The sequence below is a fragment of the Micromonospora sicca genome (assembly GCF_003172935.1).
Classification (GTDB): Bacteria; Actinomycetota; Actinomycetes; order Mycobacteriales; family Micromonosporaceae; genus Micromonospora; species Micromonospora sicca.
In genome coordinates this window covers 17,930-36,515 of the sequence record NZ_QGKS01000410.1, presented here as the reverse complement: position 1 = coordinate 36,515, position 18,586 = coordinate 17,930, and the positions used below count along the sequence as shown (strand labels likewise).

The 18,586-nt window shown below is 75.1% G+C and carries 23 protein-coding genes; 3 read left to right on the top strand and 20 right to left on the bottom strand.

Going from position 1 to position 18,586, the window contains the following annotated elements:
• Together DKT69_RS32045 and yczR are read right to left on the bottom strand one after the other, a co-directional pair.
• Positions 1-603: low temperature requirement protein A (locus tag DKT69_RS32045; RefSeq protein ID WP_236648482.1), on the bottom strand; the 603-nt coding region annotated here is incomplete at its 3' end.
• Positions 604-667: 64 nt separating this feature from the next.
• Positions 668-2,125, bottom strand: a complete 1,458-nt coding sequence (yczR, locus tag DKT69_RS32040; RefSeq protein ID WP_109805165.1) for a MocR-like transcription factor YczR — start codon at positions 2,123-2,125, stop codon at positions 668-670.
• 58 nt (positions 2,126-2,183) lie between these two features.
• Here yczR and yczE point away from each other — a divergent pair, with 58 nt between their 5' ends.
• Together yczE and DKT69_RS32030 are read left to right on the top strand one after the other, a co-directional pair.
• Positions 2,184-2,870, top strand: coding sequence for a membrane protein YczE (gene yczE, locus DKT69_RS32035; RefSeq protein ID WP_109805164.1), 687 nt, complete (start codon positions 2,184-2,186; stop codon positions 2,868-2,870).
• A gap of 253 nt (positions 2,871-3,123) precedes the next feature.
• Positions 3,124-3,585, top strand: a complete 462-nt coding sequence (locus DKT69_RS32030; protein WP_109805163.1) for a hypothetical protein — start codon at positions 3,124-3,126, stop codon at positions 3,583-3,585.
• 96 nt (positions 3,586-3,681) lie between these two features.
• Here DKT69_RS32030 and hisF read toward each other — a convergent pair whose 3' ends face one another.
• From hisF to hisD, 12 genes are all read right to left on the bottom strand, one after another.
• A complete protein-coding gene (hisF, locus tag DKT69_RS32025) occupies positions 3,682-4,449 on the bottom strand; it encodes an imidazole glycerol phosphate synthase subunit HisF (protein WP_109805162.1) in 768 nt (255 codons plus the stop codon).
• 73 nt (positions 4,450-4,522) lie between these two features.
• Positions 4,523-5,521 carry an NADP-dependent oxidoreductase gene (locus DKT69_RS32020; protein WP_109805161.1) on the bottom strand — a complete coding sequence of 333 codons (999 nt, stop codon included), beginning with the start codon at positions 5,519-5,521 and terminating at the stop codon, positions 4,523-4,525.
• 45 nt (positions 5,522-5,566) lie between these two features.
• A complete protein-coding gene (locus DKT69_RS32015) occupies positions 5,567-5,998 on the bottom strand; it encodes an organic hydroperoxide resistance protein (protein ID WP_109805160.1) in 432 nt (143 codons plus the stop codon).
• Position 5,999: 1 nt separating this feature from the next.
• On the bottom strand, positions 6,000-6,446 hold the full coding sequence (locus DKT69_RS32010) for a MarR family winged helix-turn-helix transcriptional regulator (RefSeq protein ID WP_109805159.1): 447 nt from the start codon (positions 6,444-6,446) through the stop codon (positions 6,000-6,002).
• A gap of 93 nt (positions 6,447-6,539) precedes the next feature.
• Positions 6,540-6,953, bottom strand: coding sequence for a RidA family protein (locus DKT69_RS32005; protein WP_109805158.1), 414 nt, complete (start codon positions 6,951-6,953; stop codon positions 6,540-6,542).
• Positions 6,950-7,678: a bifunctional 1-(5-phosphoribosyl)-5-((5-phosphoribosylamino)methylideneamino)imidazole-4-carboxamide isomerase/phosphoribosylanthranilate isomerase PriA gene (priA, locus tag DKT69_RS32000; RefSeq protein WP_109805157.1), complete on the bottom strand. Its 729-nt coding sequence runs from the start codon at positions 7,676-7,678 to the stop codon at positions 6,950-6,952. Before priA ends, DKT69_RS32005 begins: the two co-directional genes overlap by 4 nt.
• Positions 7,679-7,694: 16 nt before the next feature.
• A complete protein-coding gene (locus DKT69_RS31995) occupies positions 7,695-8,018 on the bottom strand; it encodes a hypothetical protein (RefSeq protein ID WP_109805156.1) in 324 nt (107 codons plus the stop codon).
• A gap of 115 nt (positions 8,019-8,133) precedes the next feature.
• Positions 8,134-8,757, bottom strand: coding sequence for an imidazole glycerol phosphate synthase subunit HisH (gene hisH / locus DKT69_RS31990; RefSeq protein WP_109805155.1), 624 nt, complete (start codon positions 8,755-8,757; stop codon positions 8,134-8,136).
• 76 nt (positions 8,758-8,833) lie between these two features.
• Positions 8,834-8,995 (bottom strand): CG2302 family histidine operon protein, encoded by a 162-nt coding sequence (locus DKT69_RS39245; protein ID WP_201749964.1) that lies wholly within the window; start codon positions 8,993-8,995, stop codon positions 8,834-8,836.
• Between the two features lie 58 nt (positions 8,996-9,053).
• Positions 9,054-9,665 (bottom strand): imidazoleglycerol-phosphate dehydratase HisB, encoded by a 612-nt coding sequence (gene hisB / locus DKT69_RS31985; RefSeq protein WP_109805154.1) that lies wholly within the window; start codon positions 9,663-9,665, stop codon positions 9,054-9,056.
• 51 nt (positions 9,666-9,716) lie between these two features.
• A complete protein-coding gene (locus DKT69_RS31980; protein ID WP_109805153.1) occupies positions 9,717-10,790 on the bottom strand; it encodes a histidinol-phosphate transaminase in 1,074 nt (357 codons plus the stop codon).
• Entirely contained in the window at positions 10,787-12,109 is a 1,323-nt protein-coding gene (hisD, locus tag DKT69_RS31975; protein ID WP_109805152.1) for a histidinol dehydrogenase, read from the bottom strand. The genes DKT69_RS31980 and hisD overlap by 4 nt, the downstream gene beginning before the upstream one ends.
• A 106-nt stretch (positions 12,110-12,215) precedes the next feature.
• On the opposite strand from hisD, the gene DKT69_RS31970 reads away from it, so the two are divergent.
• Positions 12,216-12,920 (top strand): LON peptidase substrate-binding domain-containing protein, encoded by a 705-nt coding sequence (locus tag DKT69_RS31970; RefSeq protein ID WP_109805151.1) that lies wholly within the window; start codon positions 12,216-12,218, stop codon positions 12,918-12,920.
• On the opposite strand, the gene DKT69_RS31965 is transcribed toward DKT69_RS31970, so the two are convergent.
• From DKT69_RS31965 to DKT69_RS31940, 6 genes are all read right to left on the bottom strand, one after another.
• Positions 12,835-13,752 (bottom strand): DUF2567 domain-containing protein, encoded by a 918-nt coding sequence (locus tag DKT69_RS31965; RefSeq protein WP_377533827.1) that lies wholly within the window; start codon positions 13,750-13,752, stop codon positions 12,835-12,837. The genes DKT69_RS31970 and DKT69_RS31965 overlap by 86 nt on opposite strands.
• A gap of 47 nt (positions 13,753-13,799) precedes the next feature.
• A complete protein-coding gene (locus DKT69_RS31960; protein ID WP_109805150.1) occupies positions 13,800-15,302 on the bottom strand; it encodes an AAA family ATPase in 1,503 nt (500 codons plus the stop codon).
• 99 nt (positions 15,303-15,401) lie between these two features.
• On the bottom strand, positions 15,402-16,331 hold the full coding sequence (locus DKT69_RS31955) for a hypothetical protein (protein WP_201749963.1): 930 nt from the start codon (positions 16,329-16,331) through the stop codon (positions 15,402-15,404).
• Positions 16,332-16,375: 44 nt separating this feature from the next.
• Entirely contained in the window at positions 16,376-17,320 is a 945-nt protein-coding gene (locus tag DKT69_RS31950) for an RluA family pseudouridine synthase (RefSeq protein ID WP_109805149.1), read from the bottom strand.
• Entirely contained in the window at positions 17,317-17,940 is a 624-nt protein-coding gene (gene lspA / locus DKT69_RS31945) for a signal peptidase II (RefSeq protein WP_109805148.1), read from the bottom strand. The genes DKT69_RS31950 and lspA overlap by 4 nt, the downstream gene beginning before the upstream one ends.
• Before the next feature lie 66 nt (positions 17,941-18,006).
• Positions 18,007-18,426, bottom strand: coding sequence for a TraR/DksA family transcriptional regulator (locus DKT69_RS31940; protein WP_007463005.1), 420 nt, complete (start codon positions 18,424-18,426; stop codon positions 18,007-18,009).
• Between the last annotated feature and the right edge of the window lie 160 nt (positions 18,427-18,586).

Below are 18,586 nucleotides of genomic sequence, written 5' to 3'. Positions count from 1 at the left end.
GCCCACCCCAGTGCCGACCCCGAACTCGATGGCCAGCGCCAGCGTCCAGAACCCGAGCTGGACCGCGATCGCGACGGGTCGACCGTCGATCCGAGACGGCACCACGCCGGCGGCGATGAGCAGCGCCGAGGCCACCACCGGCAGGGCGGCCTGCAGCAGCCAGCGCCGGCGCTCGACCGGGTCGGACCGGGCGAGCCAGCCGACGATGGCCAGCTGCGCGGCGCGAACCAGCAGATAGCAGCCGGCGAAGACCAGCGGACCGTTCAACCCGCCCGGCCGGTCGACGAACGCCCCCGGCATGGTCAGCGCCAGCAGGAAGGTGGCGGCCACAGTGGTGAAGCCGACCACCGGCAACACGCCCCGGTCGGCGCGGACCAGGGTGGCCATGCCGGCGAAGCCCGTCCAGCACCACCACAGCAGCGCGAGCACCAGCAGGCACCGGAACAGGTTGACCGGGGTGGGCGTGCTCGAGGTCAGGCTGGTGACGTTGAGGAAGGCGAAGACGAAGACCAGGTCGTAGAAGAGCTCCAGCCGGGTCGTCCGGGAGCCGGGCGCGCCGCGCTGCACACCCCGCGACCACCGGGTGCCGCCGCCGTCCCCCACCTGCGCAGTCTCCCAGCCGCGGCAGGCGACACGAGCCTGAACAGGCAGGTCAGGAGCGCCGGCCTCAGGCGATGACGGAGGGCTCCCGCCACTGCGGGCGGCCGGCGCGGTCCAGGTCGTAGCGGACCGCGGCGAGCCGGCCCACCGCCTCCACCAGGTCCGCGGCGGGCAGCGTGAAGGGCAGCCGCAGGAAGCGTTCGAGGGTGCCGTCCAGGCCGAACCGGGGGCCGGGCGCCAGCCGTACGCCGACCTCCTCGGCGGCCCGGGCCAGGGCGCTGGAGATCGGGCCGTCCAGCTCGGTCCAGAGCGTCACGCCGCCGCGCGGGACGGCGACCCGCCAGTCCGGCAGCCGCTCGGCCAGCGCGCCGATCAGCGCGTCGCGCTGGGCGGTGAGCTGGGCCTGACGGGCGGCCACGATGGCCGGCGCGTCGGCCAGCAGGTGCACCGCCACGAGCTGGTCGAGCACCGGGCTGGCCATGTCGACCCCGACCCGGGCGGCGGCCAGCCGCTGCACCTGCGGGGCGGAGGCGCGGACCCAGCCGATCCGCAGGCCACCCCAGTAGGGCTTGCTCATCCCGCCGATGGAGATGACCCGGGAGTGCCGGTCGAAGGTGGCGGTCGGCGGGGGCAGTTCGGTGCCGTCCAACGGCAGGTCCACGAAGGACTCGTCGACGACCAGGTCGGTGCCGGCGGCGTGGGCCGCGCCGACGAGGCGCTCGCGCAGCTCGGCCGCCATCAGGTGGCCGGTCGGGTTCTGGAACTCCGGGATCAGGTAGGCCAACTTCGGCCGGGTCTGCCGGATGCTGCCGAGCAACAGGTCGGCGTCCCAGCCGGCGCCGTCGGCGGCGAGCCCGTGGGTGGTGATCCGAGCCCGGCGGGCGGCGAGCGCCGCGAGGGCGTTGGGGTAGGTCGGGGACTCGACCAGCACCCCGCCGCCGGGCGACAGCGCCAACCGCAGCACCAGGTCCAGCGCGTGCTGGGTGCCGCTGGTGACCATGATCTGCTCGGGGCTGGTGGGCAGGCCCCGCTCGGTGTACGACCGGGCGACCGCCTCACGCAGCTCGATGATCCCGGTGGGGTGGTAGCCGGCGCCGCTCAGGTAGCGCGGCAGGTCCTCGGCGGCGGCCCGGGCGGCCGGGAGGAGCTGGGCGGGGGCGGCGAGCGCGGCGACGCCGAGGTCGATCATGTCCCGGTCGTCCAGCGGGGTCCACAGGCCGGTGCTGGCCACCCGGTGGGTGCCCGGGAGCATGGTCCAGCTGCCGGCGCCCCGGCGGCTGGCCAGGTGGCCGGTCTCCCGCAGCTCCCGGTACGCGGCGGTGACCGTGGTCCGGCTGATCCGCAGCGCCTCGGCCAGCTCCCGCTCGGCCGGCAGGCGTACCCCCAGGGGAAGCCGGCCGTCGGCGAGCAGGCCACGGACCGCGGCGGCGAGCGCGGCGTAGTCCGGGCTCCGCCGCCGGCCGGGCAGCGCGTGCCACTGGCCGAGCAGCCGGGCCAATTGGATGCCACGCACCTGGCTTGTCATGCCACCCCTCCGAAATTGGCTGCTTGAAGACCTGGGATTGGCCCCTAGGGTGGCATGCATGGCAGTGATTGGCAATCTCCGGCACCGGCCGGCCCGGCGGCTGAGCCAGCTCTACGTCGGGCTCGCCCTCTACGGGGTCAGCATGGCGCTGATGATCCGGTCCGGCTTGGGGCTCGACCCGTGGGACGTGTTCCACCAGGGCCTCGCCGGGCAGACCGGGCTCTCCTTCGGCACGGTCACCATCGCGGTCGGCGCCCTCGTCCTGCTGCTCTGGATCCCGCTGCGGCAGCGCCCCGGCCTGGGCACGGTCAGCAACGTCGTGGTGATCGGCCTGGTGGTCGACGGCACGCTCGCGGTGCTGCCGGCCGGCGGGCCGCTGCCGGTACGGATCGGCCTGCTGGTCGCCGGCATCGTGCTCAACGGCGCCGCCACCGGCCTCTACCTCGGCGCGCGGCTCGGCCCCGGCCCGCGCGACGGCCTGATGACCGGGTACGTCGCCCGCCGCCCGGGGCGGTCCGTCCGACTTGTCCGCACGGTCATCGAGGTGGCGGTGCTGGCGCTGGGCTGGCTGCTCGGCGGCACCGTCGGCGTCGGCACGGTCGCCTACGCGCTCGCCATCGGGCCGCTGGCCCAGGTCTTCATCCCGCTCTTCGCGGTGGCCCCCCGGCCGGAGCCGGCAGTGTCCACCCCGGAGCCGGCGGTCTGCGCGGCCGGTCCGGCCGACCGGGCCACCGAGGCGGCCTGACCGCTCCCCGGCCCGGCCCTGGTGTCGGGTCGCGCGGCCCCCGCCGAGCGTCCTGGTGTCCGGTCGCGCGGTCCGGCGTGTCCGTCGCGCGGCCCCGGCGTGTCCGGTCGCGGGACCGCCGGACACTCACGGTGACCGGCCTCGCGCCGACCGCGACCGGACGGAATCGCCCGGACCCGTGGTGAGCTGCGGTGATGCGCCAGGGGAAAACCGGGTGTTTGCTGCGCCGTCGCGGCCGGGCATCATTTCGTGCATGGGGGAGAACGGATGGCACTGGACCGACGCCTGGATCTTCGTCTCACTGGTCATCGCGAGCGGCGCCGGTCGGCACCGCCGGTCCGCCTCGACCCGGCGGCCCGAGGGCGTGCGCCTGGCTGACGTGCTCTCCACCGCCGACCACCTGAACCAGTCCATCCCGGAACGGCACGAGGTGGAGGGCGCGGTCCGCCGGCTGGCCGGCGCCGGGCTGGTCAGCGTCTCGGACGGCTGGTTCCGGATCACGTCGGACGGGGAACGGCTCTGGCGCACCCGGCCCAGCGCCGGGGTGGCGACCACGGTGGACACCGTGCAGGGGGTGCTGAGCCGTCGGCACACCCCGGGCACCGCGGACTGGAGCCTCGCCGAGGACGACCACGCCGCCGCCGTCCAGGAGCATCTGGTCCGCTCGATCCCGGCCCCGCGCCGCTCCCCCGAGGGCCACTCCGGCCGGGGCTGACCCGCGCGCTCCGCCTCCAGATCGGCGACCCAGGGGCATCCGGCGCCCGGGGACACCGCCACCTCGGCGATCCGGAGTCGGTCAAGCCGGGCGTGGTCAGCGGATCGGGTGGCCGGCTCCGCGCAGGGCGTCCTTGACCTCGCCGACGGTCAGCTCGCCGAAGTGGAAGACGCTGGCCGCCAGCACGGCGTCGGCCCCCGCGCCGATCGCCGGCGGGAAGTGCGCGACCTCGCCGGCGCCGCCGCTGGCGATCACCGGCACGTCGACCACGGCGCGGACCGCCTGGATCAGCGCCAGGTCGAAGCCGGCCTTGGTGCCGTCGGCGTCCATCGAGTTCAGCAGGATCTCCCCCGCACCCAGCTCCGCGCCGCGCCGCGCCCACTCGACGGCGTCGATCCCGGCGCCCCGACGGCCGCCGTGGGTGGTCACCTCGAAGCCGCTCGGCGTGGTGCCGGCCGGCGCCCGCCGGACGTCGAGCGAGAGCACCAGCACCTGCCGGCCGAACCGGTCGGCGATCTCGGCGATCAGCTCCGGCCGGGCGATGGCGGCGGTGTTCACGCCGACCTTGTCCGCGCCCGCGCGCAGCAGCGTGTCGACGTCGGCGACCTGGCGTACGCCGCCGCCGACGGTCAGCGGGATGAAGACCGACTCGGCGGTGCGGCGCACCACGTCGAGCATGGTCCCCCGGTTGCTGGCGGAGGCGGTGACGTCGAGGAAGGTCAGCTCGTCCGCGCCCGCGCGGTCGTACGCCGCCGCGAGCTCCACCGGGTCGCCGGCGTCGCGCAGGTCGAGGAAGTTGACCCCCTTGACCACCCGCCCGGCGTCCACGTCCAGACAGGGGATGACCCGTACCGCCACCGTCATGTCGCGAGCCTATCCAACCCGCACGGCACGGCGGCCGGCCCGAGCGGGCCGACCGCCGGGAACGAGTTCCGGGTCACACCCGGACGAGCATCTTGCCCAGGTTCTCGCCGCGCAGCACGCCGAGGAACGCCGCGGGGGCGTTCTCGATGCCGTCGACGACCGTCTCGTCGTACGAGATCCGGCCGTCGCGCAGCCAGCCGGACATCTCCTGGACGAACTGGTCGCGCAGGTGGCCGTGGTCGCCGACCAGGAAGCCGCGCAGGGTCAGCCGCTTGCCGATGACCAGGGCCAGGTTGCGCGGCGCGGCCGGCGGCTCGCTGGAGTTGTACTGCGCGATCATGCCGCAGATGGCGACACGGCCGTGCAGGTTCAGCGCGCTGATCGCGGCCTCCAGGTGCTCGGAGCCGACGTTGTCGAAGTACACGTCGATGCCGTCCGGGGCGGCGGCCTTCAGCGACTCCCGCACCGGGCCGTCGTGGTAGTCGAAGGCGGCGTCGAAACCGAGCGCCTTCAGCCGCTCCACCTTGGCCGCCGAGCCGGCGCTGCCGATCACCCGGGACGCGCCCCGGAGCTTGGCGATCTGGCCCACCATGCTGCCCACCGCCCCGGCCGCGCCGGAGACGAAGACGGTCTCGCCGGGCTTCATCGCGGCCACGTCGAGCAGACCGGCGTACGCGGTCAGGCCGGTCATGCCGAGCACGCTCAGGTACGCGCTCACCGGCGCGAGGCTCGGGTCGACCTTGCGGGCGGCCTTCGCGTCGAGCAGCGCGTACTCCCGCCAGCCCAGGCCGTGCAGGACGGTGTCGCCGGGCTTGATCCCCTCGGCCTCGCTGGCCACCACCTCGCCGATCGCGCCGCCGTCGAGCGGGGCGTCGAGCTGGAACGGCGGCACGTACGACTTGACGTCGTTCATCCGGCCCCGCATGTACGGGTCGACCGACATGAACTGGTTGCGGACCACGATCTGCCCCGGGCCCGGGGTGGGCACCTCGGTGGTGACGAGGCGGAAGTTCTCGGCGGTCGGCCAGCCCTGGGGGCGGGAGGCCAGGTGAATCTCACGGTTGGTGCTCATGGGGTTCGTCCTTTCGTACGCGACGGTCCGGGTTGTCGGCGGCACTCAGGCCGACGCGGCCTCGCGGACGGTGAGGGCGACCTCGATGTTCCCACGGGTCGCGTTCGAGTACGGGCAGACCTGGTGGGCGGCCTCGACCAGCTGCTCGGCGGCGGCGCGCTCGACGGCGGGCAGGTCCACCACGAGGGCGACGGTCAGGCCGAAGCCGCCGCTGCCGTTCGGGCCGATGCCCACCTCGGCCTCGACGACCGAGCCGCTGACGTCGGCCTTGGCCCGGCGGGCCACCAGCCGCAGCGCCGAGTGGAAGCAGGCCGCGTAGCCGGCGGCGAAGAGCTGCTCGGGGTTGGTCGCGCCACCGGCGCCACCCATCTCCTTCGGGATCGCCAGGTCCAGGTCGAACGTGTCGTCCGAGGTGCGGACGTGGCCGTCCCGGCCGTCGCCGGTGGCCCGGGCGGAGGCGGTGTAGAGCACCTGCATGTCACTGCTCCTTCTGTCGGTGGATCGTCTCGGTGACCCGGGTGAGGGTGTCGCGCAGCCCGACCAGCTCGGCCTCGGTGAGCCCGGTGGCGCAGGCGATCCGCATCGGCACGTCCTCCATCCGCTGCCGCAGCTCCCGGCCTCGGTCGGTGAGATGCACCTCCACCCGGCGCTCGTCGCGCGCCGAGCGGCTGCGGACCAGCAGGCCCGCCGCCTCCAGCCGCTTGAGCAGCGGGGAGAGGGTGCCGGAGTCGAGCCGGAGCTGGGCGCCGAGTTCGGAGACCGTGGGGGCCTCGTCGCCGCGCTCCCAGAGCACCAGCAGCACCAGGTACTGCGGGTAGGTCAGCCCATGCTCGTCGAGGATGGGCCGGTAGACGTCGGTGAGGGCGCGCGACGCCGCGTAGAGGGCGAAGCACACCTGCCGGCGCAGCACCAGATCATCGGTCACGTCGAATACCGTAGTGCCCAATCAAGTTGTGCACAACCAGTCTGGTCGCGATGTGACCGCGCCCACCGGCCGTCCCGAATGGGGCGGCCGGGGTCACCGGTCGCCGAGCCAGGCCTCCAACTCGACCTCCACCAGGTGCTCCGGGTCGATCAGCCCGGCCACCACCACCATCGTCGCCGCCGGGCGGACCGCCCCGAAGATCGCGTTGTGCGCCCGGCCCACCTCGTCGGCGTAGCTCCGGTCGGTCACGTACATCCGGGTCCGCACCACGTCGGCCGGCTCGGCGCCCACCTCGGCCAGCGCGTCCAGGCCGATCCGCAACGCCTGCGCGGTCTGCGCCGCGGCGTCCCCGACGTGGGCCACCCGCCCGTCGACCGTCGAGGTGCAGCCCGCCGTCCAGGCCAGGTTCCCGGCCCGGACCACCCGCGAGTAGCCGAAGACGGCCTCCCACGGTCCGCCGGAGCCCAGCCGGGTGACGGCCGCGCCGTCCCCCGCGACGGCGGTCACCCGGCCGCCCGCAACGTCTCCAGCGCCCCGCCGACGGTGAACGCCCCCGAGTAGAGCGCCTTGCCGGCGATCACGCCCTCCACCCCGACCGACTCCAGGCCGGCCAGGGCACGCAGGTCGTCGAGGGTGGAGACGCCGCCGGAGGCGATCACCGGGGCGTCGGTACGCGAGCAGACCTCGCGGAGCAGGTCCAGGTTCGGCCCGCGCATGGTGCCGTCCTTGGTGATGTCGGTCACCACGTAGCGGGAGGCGCCGGCCTTGTCGAGCCGCTCCAGCACCTCGTACAGGTCACCGCCGTCGCGGGTCCAGCCGCGCGCCGAGAGGGTACGACCCCGCACGTCCAGCCCGATCGCCACCCGGTCGCCGTACTCGCCGCAGACCCGGTCGCACCACTGGGCATCCTCCAACGCGGCGGTGCCGATGTTGACCCGCGCCGCGCCGGTGCCCAGCGCCGCGTGCAGCGACTCGTCGTCCCGGATCCCGCCGGAGAGCTCGACGTTCACGTCGAGCTGCCGGACCACCTCGGCCAGCAGGTGCGCGTTGGTCCCCCGGCCGAACGCGGCGTCCAGGTCGACCAGGTGGATCCACTCCGCCCCGTCGGCCTGCCAGGCCAGCGCGGCCTCCAGCGGATCGCCGTAGGTGGTCTCGCTGCCGGCGGCGCCCTGCACGAGCCGGACGGCCTGGCCGTCGGCGACGTCCACGGCCGGTAACAGGATGAGGCTCAACGCTCTACTCCTCGCATCAGGTACGGCGGTCCAGGGCGATCACCACGATCGCCGGCAGGACCAGCAGCAACAACACGACCAACGCCAGCCGCAGCGCCAGGTCGTCCACGAAATACCAGATCCCGACCAGCGCCGCCCCGGTGAGCAGCACGATCGCGGCCCGCTCGCGCCGGGTGTGCCGGGCCAACCGGCCGGTGCGGCCCCGCCGCAGCTTAGGCGTCAACCGGCGGACGACGGCGCGGCGGCGCTCCCGGCGGGCCACCCGGCGGCGCCGGACGGCCTGTTCGGCCGCCAGTTCGGCCTGGCGCGCCGCCCGGCGGCGAGCCCGCTCCTTGCTCACCGGCCCACCATCGTTCCCGACCGCGGGGCGCGCAAGATCGACTCCCTCCTCGCGCTCACCGGCCCACCATCCATTCGCGACCGCCGGGCTCGCGGACGCGGCTCGCTCCTCGCGCTCACCGTGTGGCTAGCCAGTTACGCAGCAGCGCGGCGCCGGTGTCGGCCGACTTCTCCGGGTGGAACTGGGCGGCCGACAGCGGGCCCCGTTCCACGGCCGCCACGAAGTCGGTGCCGTGGTGCGCGGTGGTGACCCGCGCGCCCGCCGCGGCGAGCCCGGCCACGTCGCTCACCCCGTACGAGTGGACGAAGTAGAACCGGCTGTCGGCGGGCAGGCCGGCGAAGAGCACCGAACCCTCCGGCGCGCGCACGGTGTTCCAGCCCATGTGCGGCAGCCGCTCGGCGGGCAGCTTCGTCACCCCGCCGGGCAGCAGCCCGAGGCCCTTGGTCACCACGCCGTGCTCGTCACCGTGCTCGAAGAGCACCTGCATACCCACGCAGATGCCGAGCACCGGACGGCCGGCCGCCACCCGCTCGGCGATGACCGGGCCGGCGCCGAGCGCCTCGATCCCCGCCATGCACGCGGCGAACGCGCCCACCCCCGGCACGACCAGGCCCTCCGCCTCGGCGGCGGCGGCCAGGTCGTCGGTCACCGTGACGTCCGCGCCGGCCCGCTCCAGGGCGCGCTCGGCCGAACGCAGGTTGCCCGAGCCGTAGTCGAGCACCACGATCCGCCTGCTCATGACGGCACTCCGCTGCGCTCCGTGCCGTCATGAGGCACCAGCGCGCTGTGCCTGATGATTCGCTCGCTGCGCTCGCTCATGACCCCTCCCCCGGCAGCAGCCAGAGCAGCCCGCCGACGGTGGCCAGCACGGCCAGCACTCCGGTGACCACCACCGCGGCCCGCGGGGCACCCTGCTTGTGCAACGACCAGGTCCCGCCGACCAGCACGCCGGCCAGGATCAAGAGCACGGTCCCCATCAGCGCCGTCCTTCGTTCGCGACCGCGCGGCCCCGCCGCGCTGCGCTGCTCGCGCTCATCACAGCGCGCCCTTGGTGCTGGGGATCGCCCCGGCGCTGCGCGGGTCGATCGCGCTGGCCTCGCGCAGCGCCCGGGAGACCGCCTTGAACTGGGCCTCGACCACGTGGTGGGCGTCCGGGTGGCCGCCGGGGCGGGCCGCCCGCAACACGTCCACGTGCAGGGTGATCCGGGCCGCCTGACCGAACGACTCCCAGATGTGCCGGGTCATGCTCGTCGGGTAGACCGGCCCGATGTACGGCGCGAGCACCGGCTCGTCGTGCAGCACGTACGGCCGGCCGGAGAGGTCGACGGCGGCCCGGACCAGGACCTCGTCCATCGGGACGGTGGCCGAGCCGTACCGCCGGATGCCGGCCTTGTCCCCCAGCGCCTGGTCGAACGCGGCGCCCAGGGCGAGCGCGGTGTCCTCCATCGTGTGGTGGGCGTCGATCTCCAGGTCGCCGACGGTGTGCACGGTCAGGTCGAAGCCGCCGTGCCGGGCGATCTGGTTCAGCATGTGGTCGTAGAAGCCGACGCCGGTCTCGATGTCGGCCTTGCCGGTGCCGTCGAGGTCGATCTCGACGAGGACCTTGGTCTCCTTGGTGACCCGTTCGATCCGGGCGGTGCGACTCATTGCTTACCTTTCGGTCGCGGCTGCGGGGGTGGCGAGCTCACTCTCGCGCTCTCACCGGAGCCGCTCCATTGCGGACAGGAAGGCGTCGGTCTCGGCGGGGGTGCCGGCGGTGACCCGCAGCCAGCCGGGCAGGCCGACGTCGCGGACCAGCACCCCGGCGTCGAGCAGGGTCCGCCACGCGGCGGACTGGTCGCCGCCGACGGAGAAGAGCACGAAGTTGGCGTCGCTGTCGGCGACCCGGTGACCCCGGGCGCGCAGCTCGGCGACGATCCGGTCGCGCTGCTCCATGATCGCCGCGACCGTGCCCAGCAGGGCGTCGCGGTGGGCCAGGGCCCCGCGGGCCGCGGCCTGGGTGAGCGCGGAGAGGTGGTACGGCAGCCGGACGAGCTGCACCGCCTGCACCACGGCCGGGTCGGCGGCCAGGTAGCCCAGCCGGCCGCCGGCGAAGCCGAACGCCTTGCTCATCGTCCGGGTGACCACCAGCCGCGGGTGGCCGGGCAGCACCGCCAGGGCGCTCACCGTGCCGGGCCGGGCGAACTCGGCGTACGCCTCGTCCACCACCACCATGCCGGGCGCCTCGTCGAGCACCGCGGCGACCACCGCCGGGTCCAATGCGGTCCCGGTCGGGTTGTTCGGCGAGCAGAGGAAGACCACGTCGGGGCGGTGCGCGCGGACCTGGGCCACCGCATCGGCGGCGGTCAACCCGAAGTCGGCGCCGCGCGCCGCCGGGATCCAGCCGGTGCCGGTGCCGAGCGCCAGCAGCGGGTGCATGGAGTACGCCGGGGTGAAGCCGAGCGCCGTCCGCCCCGGACCGCCGAACGCCTGGAGCAACTGCTGCTGGACCTCGTTGGACCCGTTGGCCGCCCAGACCTGCTCGACGGTGAGCCCGTGGCCGAGGTATTCGGCCAGGTCGGCGCGGAGCGCCACCGCGTCCCGGTCCGGGTAGCGGTTGAGGTCGCGCAGCTCGGCCGCGAGCGCCTTGCCGATCGCCTCCACCACCGGCTCGGGCACCGGGTAGGAGTTCTCGTTGGTGTTCAGCCGCACCGGCACGTCGAGCTGCGGCGCGCCGTACGGCTTGAGCCCGCGCAGGTCGTCGCGGAGCGGGAGATCGTCCAGCGTCGTCACGACGGGCCCTCCGCGAAGCGGACACTGACCGCCTGGCCGTGCGCCGGCAGGTCCTCCACGGTCGCCAGCGTGACCACGTGCGGCGCGACGTCGCGCAGCGCGTCCTGGCTGTACTCCACGAGGTGGACGCCGCGCAGGAAGGACTGCACGGACAGGCCGGAGGAGTGCCGGGCGCAGCCGCCGGTGGGCAGGACGTGGTTGGAGCCGGCGCAGTAGTCGCCGAGCGACACCGGCGACCAGGCGCCGACGAAGATCGCCCCGGCGTTGCGCACCCGCAGCGCCCACTCCCGGGCGTCCTCGGTCTGGATCTCCAGGTGCTCGGCCGCGTACGCGTCGACCACCCGCAGCCCGGCGGAGAGGTCGTCGACCAGGACGACGCCGCTCTGCTCGCCGGTCAGCGCCGTGGTGACCCGCTCGACGTGCTTGGTGGCCGGCACCTGCCGGGCCAGCTCCCGCTCGACCGCGTCCGCGAGGGCGACCGACGGGGTGACCAGCACGCTGGCGGCCAGCGGATCGTGCTCGGCCTGGCTGATCAGGTCGGCGGCGACGTGCGCCGGGTCGGCGGTGTCGTCGGCCAGGATGGCGATCTCCGTCGGGCCGGCCTCGGCGTCGATGCCCACCAGGCCGCGCAGCAGCCGCTTGGCGGCGGTCACCCAGATGTTGCCCGGACCGGTGATCATGTCGACCGGCTCGCAGCGCTCCGCGCCGTCCGGGTCGACGGTCGAGCCGTACGCCAGCATCGCCACCGCCTGGGCGCCGCCGACGGCGTACACCTCGTCGACGCCGAGCAGCGCGCAGGCCGCCAGCACGCGCTGGTCCGGCAGGCCGCCGTTCTCCCGCTGCGGCGGGCTGACCACGACCAGGGAGCGGACCCCGGCCACCTGGGCGGGGACCACGTTCATCACCACGGTCGACGGGTACATCGCCAGGCCGCCGGGGACGTACAGGCCGACCCGGTCGACCGGCACCCAGCGCTCGGTCACCGTGCCGCCGGGCACCACCTGGGTGGTGTGGTCGGTGCGCCGCTGGTCGGCGTGGACCTTGCGGGCCCGGCTGATCGACTCCAGCAGCGCGGCGCGAACCTGCGGGTCGAGGGTCCCCTCGGCCTCCTTGATCGCCTCGGTGGGCACCCGCAGGCGCTCCGGGGAGATGCCGTCGAACCGCTCGCTCGCCTCCCGGATCGCCGGGTAACCATGCTCCCCGACCGCCTCGACCAGCGGGCGGATCCGCTCGACGGCCACCGACACGTCGAGCTGGGCACGGGGCAGCAGGCGGCGCGGGTCACGCACCCCGCCGCGCAGGTCGATCCGATTCAGCACCCTTGCGAGTCTAGGCGGCCGGTCCGGAGCCGACCCCGCGCCGTCCGTACGCCGGGACGGTGAGCCGGGACACGCCGAGGGGGCGCGATCGGGCTACGCTCGAACCGTGACCGCACGGCTGCCGGTGTTTCCGCTCGCAACGGTGCTCTTCCCGGGGCTGGTGCTGCCGCTGCACATCTTCGAGGAGCGCTACCGGGCGCTGGTGCGGCACCTGGTCGGGCTGCCCGAGGGGGCGCCGCGCGAGTTCGGCGTGGTGGCGATCCAGGCCGGCTGGGAGGTCGCCCCGGCCGAGCCGAACGGCCGGCCCGTCCCCGGCGGCGCGGACGTGACACTGCACGAGGTGGGCTGCACCGCCGAGTTGCGGCAGGTCACCGAGCTGGCCGACGGCGGGTTCGACATCGTCACCGTCGGCCGCCGGCGGTTCCGGATCGCCGACGTCGACGCCGACGCCGAGCCCTACCTGACCGCCGAGGTGGAGTGGCTGCCCGAGCAGACCGGGACGGACGAGGTCACCGACCTGCTCGCCGCCCGGGTGATCTCGGTCTTCCGGCAGTACCTCGGACTGATCCGGCCCGACCCGCAGGAGATCTCCGAGCAGCTGCCGGAGGACCCGACGGTGCTGTCGCACCTGGTCGCGGCCACCGCCGCGCTGACCGTCGCGGACCGCCAACGGCTGCTCGCCATCGACGACACCGCCGGCCGGCTCCGCGCCGAGCTGCGGCTGCTCAACCGCGAGGCGGCTCTGCTGCGTCAGGTCCGGGCGGTTCCGGTGCCGCTGAGCGAGCTGGCCGGTCCACCGGCGCCGAACTGAGCCCCTCCGCCGGGCCGACGCCCCAGCCACCGGCCCCCGCCAGCGGCGGCGGCCAGGCCGCGTACGGCTCCGGTTCCGGGCGCAGCGAGGGCCAGCGGGACCAGCCGGCCAGCAGGGTGTACGTGACGGCGGCCCCGAACGCGGGCAGCAGCAGGTTGCCGTGCGGGACGACCAACCAGTCCAAGCCGCCCGCCCGCAGGTCGGCCGGCTTGGTGAAGGCCTGGCCGTCCGGGGCGGTCTCCAGCAGCCGCTGGTAGGTCGACAGCCCGATCCGCCGGCCGAACTGCCAGGCCACCACCGCCGCGCCGAGGCCGCCCAGCGTGCCGGCGAGCAGCCCGACCGGGCCACGGCGGCGGCGCAGCAGGAACCACAGGGCGATCGCGGTGAGCACGCCGAAGCCGAGGCCGAGCAGGCTGAACCAGCCGTCGGCGGCGATCGGCTGTTCCGGCTGCGGCGTGGCGTAGATCGCCCCCTCGGCGGTCTTCAGCACCGGGGTGTCCGGCGCGACGGCGGCCCAGAGCAGTCCCAGCGGGGCGCCCAGCACGGTCAGCAGGAGCGCGACTCCCAGCGTCAGCCCGACGGTCCGGCGGACCCCGCGGGCGGGCCGGGCGGTCACGGCCGGCCCGGCGACCGTCGCCGGGCGGTGCTCCGCTCCCGGACCGGCCCAGGCGAGCGGGTCGGCGCCGGGAGCGCCGGCCGGGGTGCCCGCCGGCACCGGCAGGCCGGCGGGCGGGTCGACGGCCGGCTGCTCGGGCTCGGGCTCAGCACCGGCGCGAGCGGGCTCGTCGGGCCGGTGCGCGGCCCGCTCGGGATCAGGGGTGTCCGAACTCACCCGATGATCCTCTCAGGCGATGGTCGGCCGTGGGGCGGCGGTGGCGGTCAGCGGGCGAACGGCTCCAGCATCACCGCGGCGGCCTTGAGCCAGGCCTGCCGAGTCTCCGGCTGGAGCTGGTGGTACTCGATCGAGGAGCCGGTCTCCAGCGCCGGGTCGTACGGCACCACGGCGACGGCCCGGGTCCGGGTGGCGAAGTGCCGCTCCAGGTCGCTCTGCAGCGACGAGCGGCCCGGCGTCGGGCAGGAGATCAGGGTGACCGCGTTGTCGGCCAGCTCCCCCATCCCCACCTCGTGCAGCAGGTCGAGCATCCAGTCCGCGCTGAACGCGGCGTCCTCGCGCGGCACGGTGGTCACCACGAGCTGGTCGGCGGCCTGCATGACGGTACGCCAGTTCGGGCTCTCCACGTTGTTGCCGGTGTCCACGCAGACCACGTCGTGGGTGCGCCGCAGCAGCTCCAGCACCCGCTTGACGATGAACTGGTCCAGCCGCTGGGCGAACCGGGGGCTCTCCTCCCCGGCCAGCACGTCGTACGAGCCGTCGGAGGCGTGCCGCAGGTAGTCGTCGAGGTGGGCCAGCAGGGTCTCGCCCTCCAGGATCTCGATCTGGGCGAGGTCGCCGACCAGGTGCCGGATGGTCCGGGCGTGGCGGGCGCTGCCGGCGCGCAGGCCGAGGGTGCCGCGCAGCTCGTTGTCGTCCCAGGCGAGCACCCCGCGACCACGGACGCTGCCCACCGTGGCGGCGGCGAGGACGGTGGCGGTGGTCTTGTGCACGCCGCCCTTCGGGTTGGCGAAGGCGAGCACCCGTGGCGTGCCGAGCTCGCGGCGGAGCACCCCGGCCGCCCGGTCCACCTCGCTCTCCGGGGCGGGGGCCCGCCACTCGACGCGGGCCGGCTCGATCCGGGGCGGGTAGGACTCGGCGATCGCCGGCTGCTGGTACCCGGCCGGCGCCGGGGCCACCGGCTCCGGCGGCTGGTAGGCGGGCTCGGGCGGCTGGTACGTCTCCGGCCGGTAGCCGCCGTTGTCCAGCAGCGCGTAGCGGGACTCGACCGGCGGCGGCTCGTGCCGGTACCCGTTGTCCAGGACGGCGTACCGGGACTCCACGGAGGCGGACCCCCGGCGCGGCTCCCGGTCGGGGTAGCCCGGCTCGGGCTCCGCCCGGTACGGCGGCTCGGCCCGGTAGGCCGGTTCCGCGGCGTGGCCGGGCTCCGCCGGATAGGACGGCTCCGCCCGGTAGCGCGGCTCGGCCTGGTACCCGGGGTCGACGCGGTAGGCCGGCTCGACCCGGTAGGTCGCCTCGACGCGGTAGGCCGGCTCGGCGCCGTACGACAGCTCGGCGGGGTGCCCTATCGCCGGCGCCCGCCCGGACCAGCCGTTGCCCCCGCCGCGCCGGGACGGCGCCTCGGGAGGCGGCGCAGCCGCCTCCTCGGCGTGGCGGTCGGCCTCGGCCTGCTCCGCGCCACGGCCGGCGAGCCGGGCCCGGTCGAGCAGCGCCCGCCACCGCGGTGCCGGCTCAGCCTGCCGGCCCCAGCCGGTTTCGCTGCCGTCCAAGGCTCGCCCTCCCCAGCCACATCGATCTCCGCCTGACAGGCTACGAACGAAACCCTATTCGGACCACACCTGTCCGCGCACATCCCCCGGTGGGCATGCTCACCGGTAGGCCCCCGCGGAGCCCCCGCCGGCCGCGTCCGGGGAGGTCGGGGCGGTGCTGGGCGGGGTTTCGCCCGGCGCGGGCCCGCCGGAGCCTGGTGAGGAGACGCTCACCGTCGGTGCGGCTTCCGACGAATCGCCCACCGCCGGGGCGCTCCCGGCCGGCGTGGCGGGCGCCAGCCCCGCGTCGGCCGGTGGCCGGGCGACGTCACGCTGCTCCGGCAGCGGTGGGGTGAAGACCGTCCGGTCCAGCCGGGTCACCTCCGGGGCCGGGTCGACGGCCCGCACCCCGGGCCGGGCGGCCAGGCCGCGCAACTCGTCCGACGTGGCGCGGATCACCGCCGCGTACACGCAGGCGCACGCCGACCGGTACGCCGCCGCCTCCTCGGCCGCGACCCGCGCGCCGGTGTCGTACAGCCGGCGCAGCTCGGCATCGGCGGACGCGGCCGGGGCGGCGGCGCGCGCCCGGTAGTCGGCGGCCTCCCCGTCCTTGCGCGCGGCCACCTCGCCCATCCCGGCGACCACGTCCTGCGGTACGCGCAGCGCGGCGATCCGGACGATCTCGGTCTGCCGGCCGGGCAGCGGCACCCGGGCCACCACCGCCGAGACCGGCGTCCCGCCGAGCGTCGCCGCGACCCGCTGCGGGGTCAGGTACGCCGCGAAGGACACCAGCGCGTACGTGCCGGTCGCCGGCCCTCCTGCGTCGGTCAGCCGGGCCAGCTCGTCGGCGGCGGCGCGCAGGTACGCCGGGACCGGGTCGCCGGCCGCCACGCCCACCCGGGTCACCTCGCCGACGGTCCGGTCACCGACGGGCTCGCGCCGCCCCGCCCGGGCGGCGGCGAGCAGCACCGCCACCGCGCAGAGCAGCGCCACCCAGGTCAGCACCGCGCGCCTCGGCAGCCCGCGGCGCGGCGATCGGTCGGCGGGCACGGGTCATCCCCTCGTCGGGCGGTCGGCGAGTCGGCGGGGCCGGGTCAGTCGCGCAGGATCTCCAGCGCCCGCGCCAGGTCGTCCGGGTAGTCGCTGACGAAGGTGACCTCGTCGCCGGTGCGCGGGTGCGCGAAGCTCAGCGAGCGGGCGTGCAGCCACTGCCGGCTCAACCCGAGCCGGGCCGACAGGGTCGGGTCGGCGCCGTACGTGATGTCGCCGACGCAGGGGTGGCGCAGGGTCGAGAAGTGCACCCGGATCTGGTGGGTGCGCCCCGTCTCCAGGCGGACGTCGAGCAGGCTCGCCGCCGGGAACGCCTCCAGGGTGTCGTAGTGGGTGATGCTCGGCTTGCCCCCGCTGACCACCGCCCAGCGGTAGTCGTGGTGCGGGTGCCGGTCGATCGGCGCGTCGATGGTGCCGCGCAGCGGGTCCGGGTGGCCCTGCACCACGGCGTGGTAGCGCTTTTCCACCTCGCGGTACTTGAAGGCCCGCTTCAACGCGGTGTACGCCTGCTCGCTCTTGGCCACCACCATGATCCCGGTGGTGCCGACGTCCAGCCGGTGCACCACGCCCTGCCGCTCGGCGGCGCCGCTGGTGGAGATCCGGTGGCCGATCGCGGCGAGGGCGCCGATCACCGTCGGGCCGGTCCAGCCGGGGCTGGGATGGGCGGCCACCCCGACCGGCTTGTCCACCACCACGATGTCGTCGTCGGCGTGGACCACGGTCAGGCCGGGCACGGCCTGCGGGACCACGGTCGGCGGGGCGACCGGGGCGGGCAGGGTCACCTCCAGCCAGGAGCCGGCCTTCACCTTGTGCGAGTTGGCCCGGACGGTGCCGTCGACCAACGCGTCGCCGGCTTCGACCAGGGCCGCGGCGGCAGTCCGGGAGAGCCCGAAGAGCCGGGACACGGCCTGGTCCAGCCGCATGCCGTCGAGGCCCTCCGGCACGGGCAGGGAGCGGTGGTCGCCGCCGGCGGCGAAGGCCGAGGTCATGCCCGCCCCCGCTGCTCGCTGCCGGTGGCCGCGCCGTCGCCGGACTCCGGCCTGCCGGCCGGCTCGGCGGCGGCCCGGCGGCCGTCGCGCTGCCGGCCGGTCAGCTCCAGCAGCACGGCCAGGACCACGCCGCAGACCAGGGAGCTGTCGGCCAGGTTGAACACCGGCCACACCTGCCCGTACGGGTCGAACAGGCTGATCATGTCGACCACGTGCCCGACGAAGTGGCCGGGCGCGCGGAAGATCCGGTCGGTGAGGTTGCCGAGCGCCCCGCCCAGCACCAGGCCGAGGGAGACGGCCCACGGCAGCGACCGCAGCCGCGCGGCCATCCAGGCGATCCAGCCGATCACCCCGATGGTGATCAGCGGGAAGACCCAGGTGTGGCCGGAGCCGATGCTCCACGCCGCCCCGCTGTTGCGGGTCAGGGTCAGGTAGACCGTGCCACCGAGCAGCGACACCGGCCCCCGGCCGGTGAGCGCGGTCAGCGCGAGCTGCTTGGTGACCAGGTCGGCCAGGAGCGCGACCAGGGCGACGCCGAGGAGGACCCCGACCGCCCGGCGTCGGGGCGTGCCGCCGCCCGACTCAGCGGTGCCGGTTCCAGCGGGCGGTGCTGCGGTCATCTGCTCCCCATCGACGCTCTCGGCGGTGATCCCTCACCGTCTCCACTCCGCCGCCGGGGAGCGGGCCTAGCGCCGCTCCTCCAGCTGCTTGCAGGTCACGCAGAGGGTGGCCGACGGGAAGGCGGCGAGCCGCTCCACCGGGATGGGGTTGCCGCACCGCTCGCACCAGCCGTAACCACCCTCGTCGAGCCGCTCCAGGGCCCGCTCGACCTGCGTGATCCGCTCCAGAATGCTGTTGGCGAGTGAGATCTCCTGCTCGCGCTCGAACGTCTTGGTGCCGGTGTCGGCCTGGTCGTCCCCGGCCGAGTCGGTCAGCCGGTCGCGCTGCAGCTCGGTGATCTCGCTCAGCGTCTGATCGTACTCGGCGCGCAGCTCGTCGCGCCGGGCCGCCAGGGCCGCCCGGATCTTCTCGGTCTCCGCCGCGCTGCGGGTGGCCTTCGCCACCGGCTTGCGGCCGGCGGTCCTGGTATCGGCTGGCTTCGCCATCGTCAGCTCCCTCGGCCGCGGATGCGCGGCGGTCGGCGGTGCGGTGCTTGGGCAGGGGCCACCGCACTGGGTGTCCCCCGTGTACGAAAAGGGGCGCACGGCGACCATGGCCGCGCACTCCGGAGGGTGGCAAGAATACGGAACGTACAGGCGTCCGACA

Bases quoted from the DNA above. Each gene is read 5' to 3' on its own strand.
- hisH (WP_109805155.1), bottom strand. From the start codon at position 8,757: ATGAGCAGGCGGATCGTGGTGCTCGACTACGGCTCGGGCAACCTGCGT.
- hisF (WP_109805162.1), bottom strand. From the start codon at position 4,449: ATGACGGTGGCGGTACGGGTCATCCCCTGTCTGGACGTGGACGCCGGG.
- lspA (WP_109805148.1), bottom strand. From the start codon at position 17,940: ATGACCGCAGCACCGCCCGCTGGAACCGGCACCGCTGAGTCGGGCGGC.
- DKT69_RS32020 (WP_109805161.1), bottom strand. From the start codon at position 5,521: ATGAGCACCAACCGTGAGATTCACCTGGCCTCCCGCCCCCAGGGCTGG.
- hisB (WP_109805154.1), bottom strand. From the start codon at position 9,665: ATGAGTCGCACCGCCCGGATCGAACGGGTCACCAAGGAGACCAAGGTC.
- DKT69_RS31940 (WP_007463005.1), bottom strand. From the start codon at position 18,426: ATGGCGAAGCCAGCCGATACCAGGACCGCCGGCCGCAAGCCGGTGGCG.
- DKT69_RS32015 (WP_109805160.1), bottom strand. From the start codon at position 5,998: ATGCAGGTGCTCTACACCGCCTCCGCCCGGGCCACCGGCGACGGCCGG.
- DKT69_RS32030 (WP_109805163.1), top strand. From the start codon at position 3,124: ATGGGGGAGAACGGATGGCACTGGACCGACGCCTGGATCTTCGTCTCA.
- DKT69_RS31950 (WP_109805149.1), bottom strand. From the start codon at position 17,320: ATGACCTCGGCCTTCGCCGCCGGCGGCGACCACCGCTCCCTGCCCGTG.
- DKT69_RS39245 (WP_201749964.1), bottom strand. From the start codon at position 8,995: ATGGGGACCGTGCTCTTGATCCTGGCCGGCGTGCTGGTCGGCGGGACC.
- yczR (WP_109805165.1), bottom strand. From the start codon at position 2,125: ATGACAAGCCAGGTGCGTGGCATCCAATTGGCCCGGCTGCTCGGCCAG.
- yczE (WP_109805164.1), top strand. From the start codon at position 2,184: ATGGCAGTGATTGGCAATCTCCGGCACCGGCCGGCCCGGCGGCTGAGC.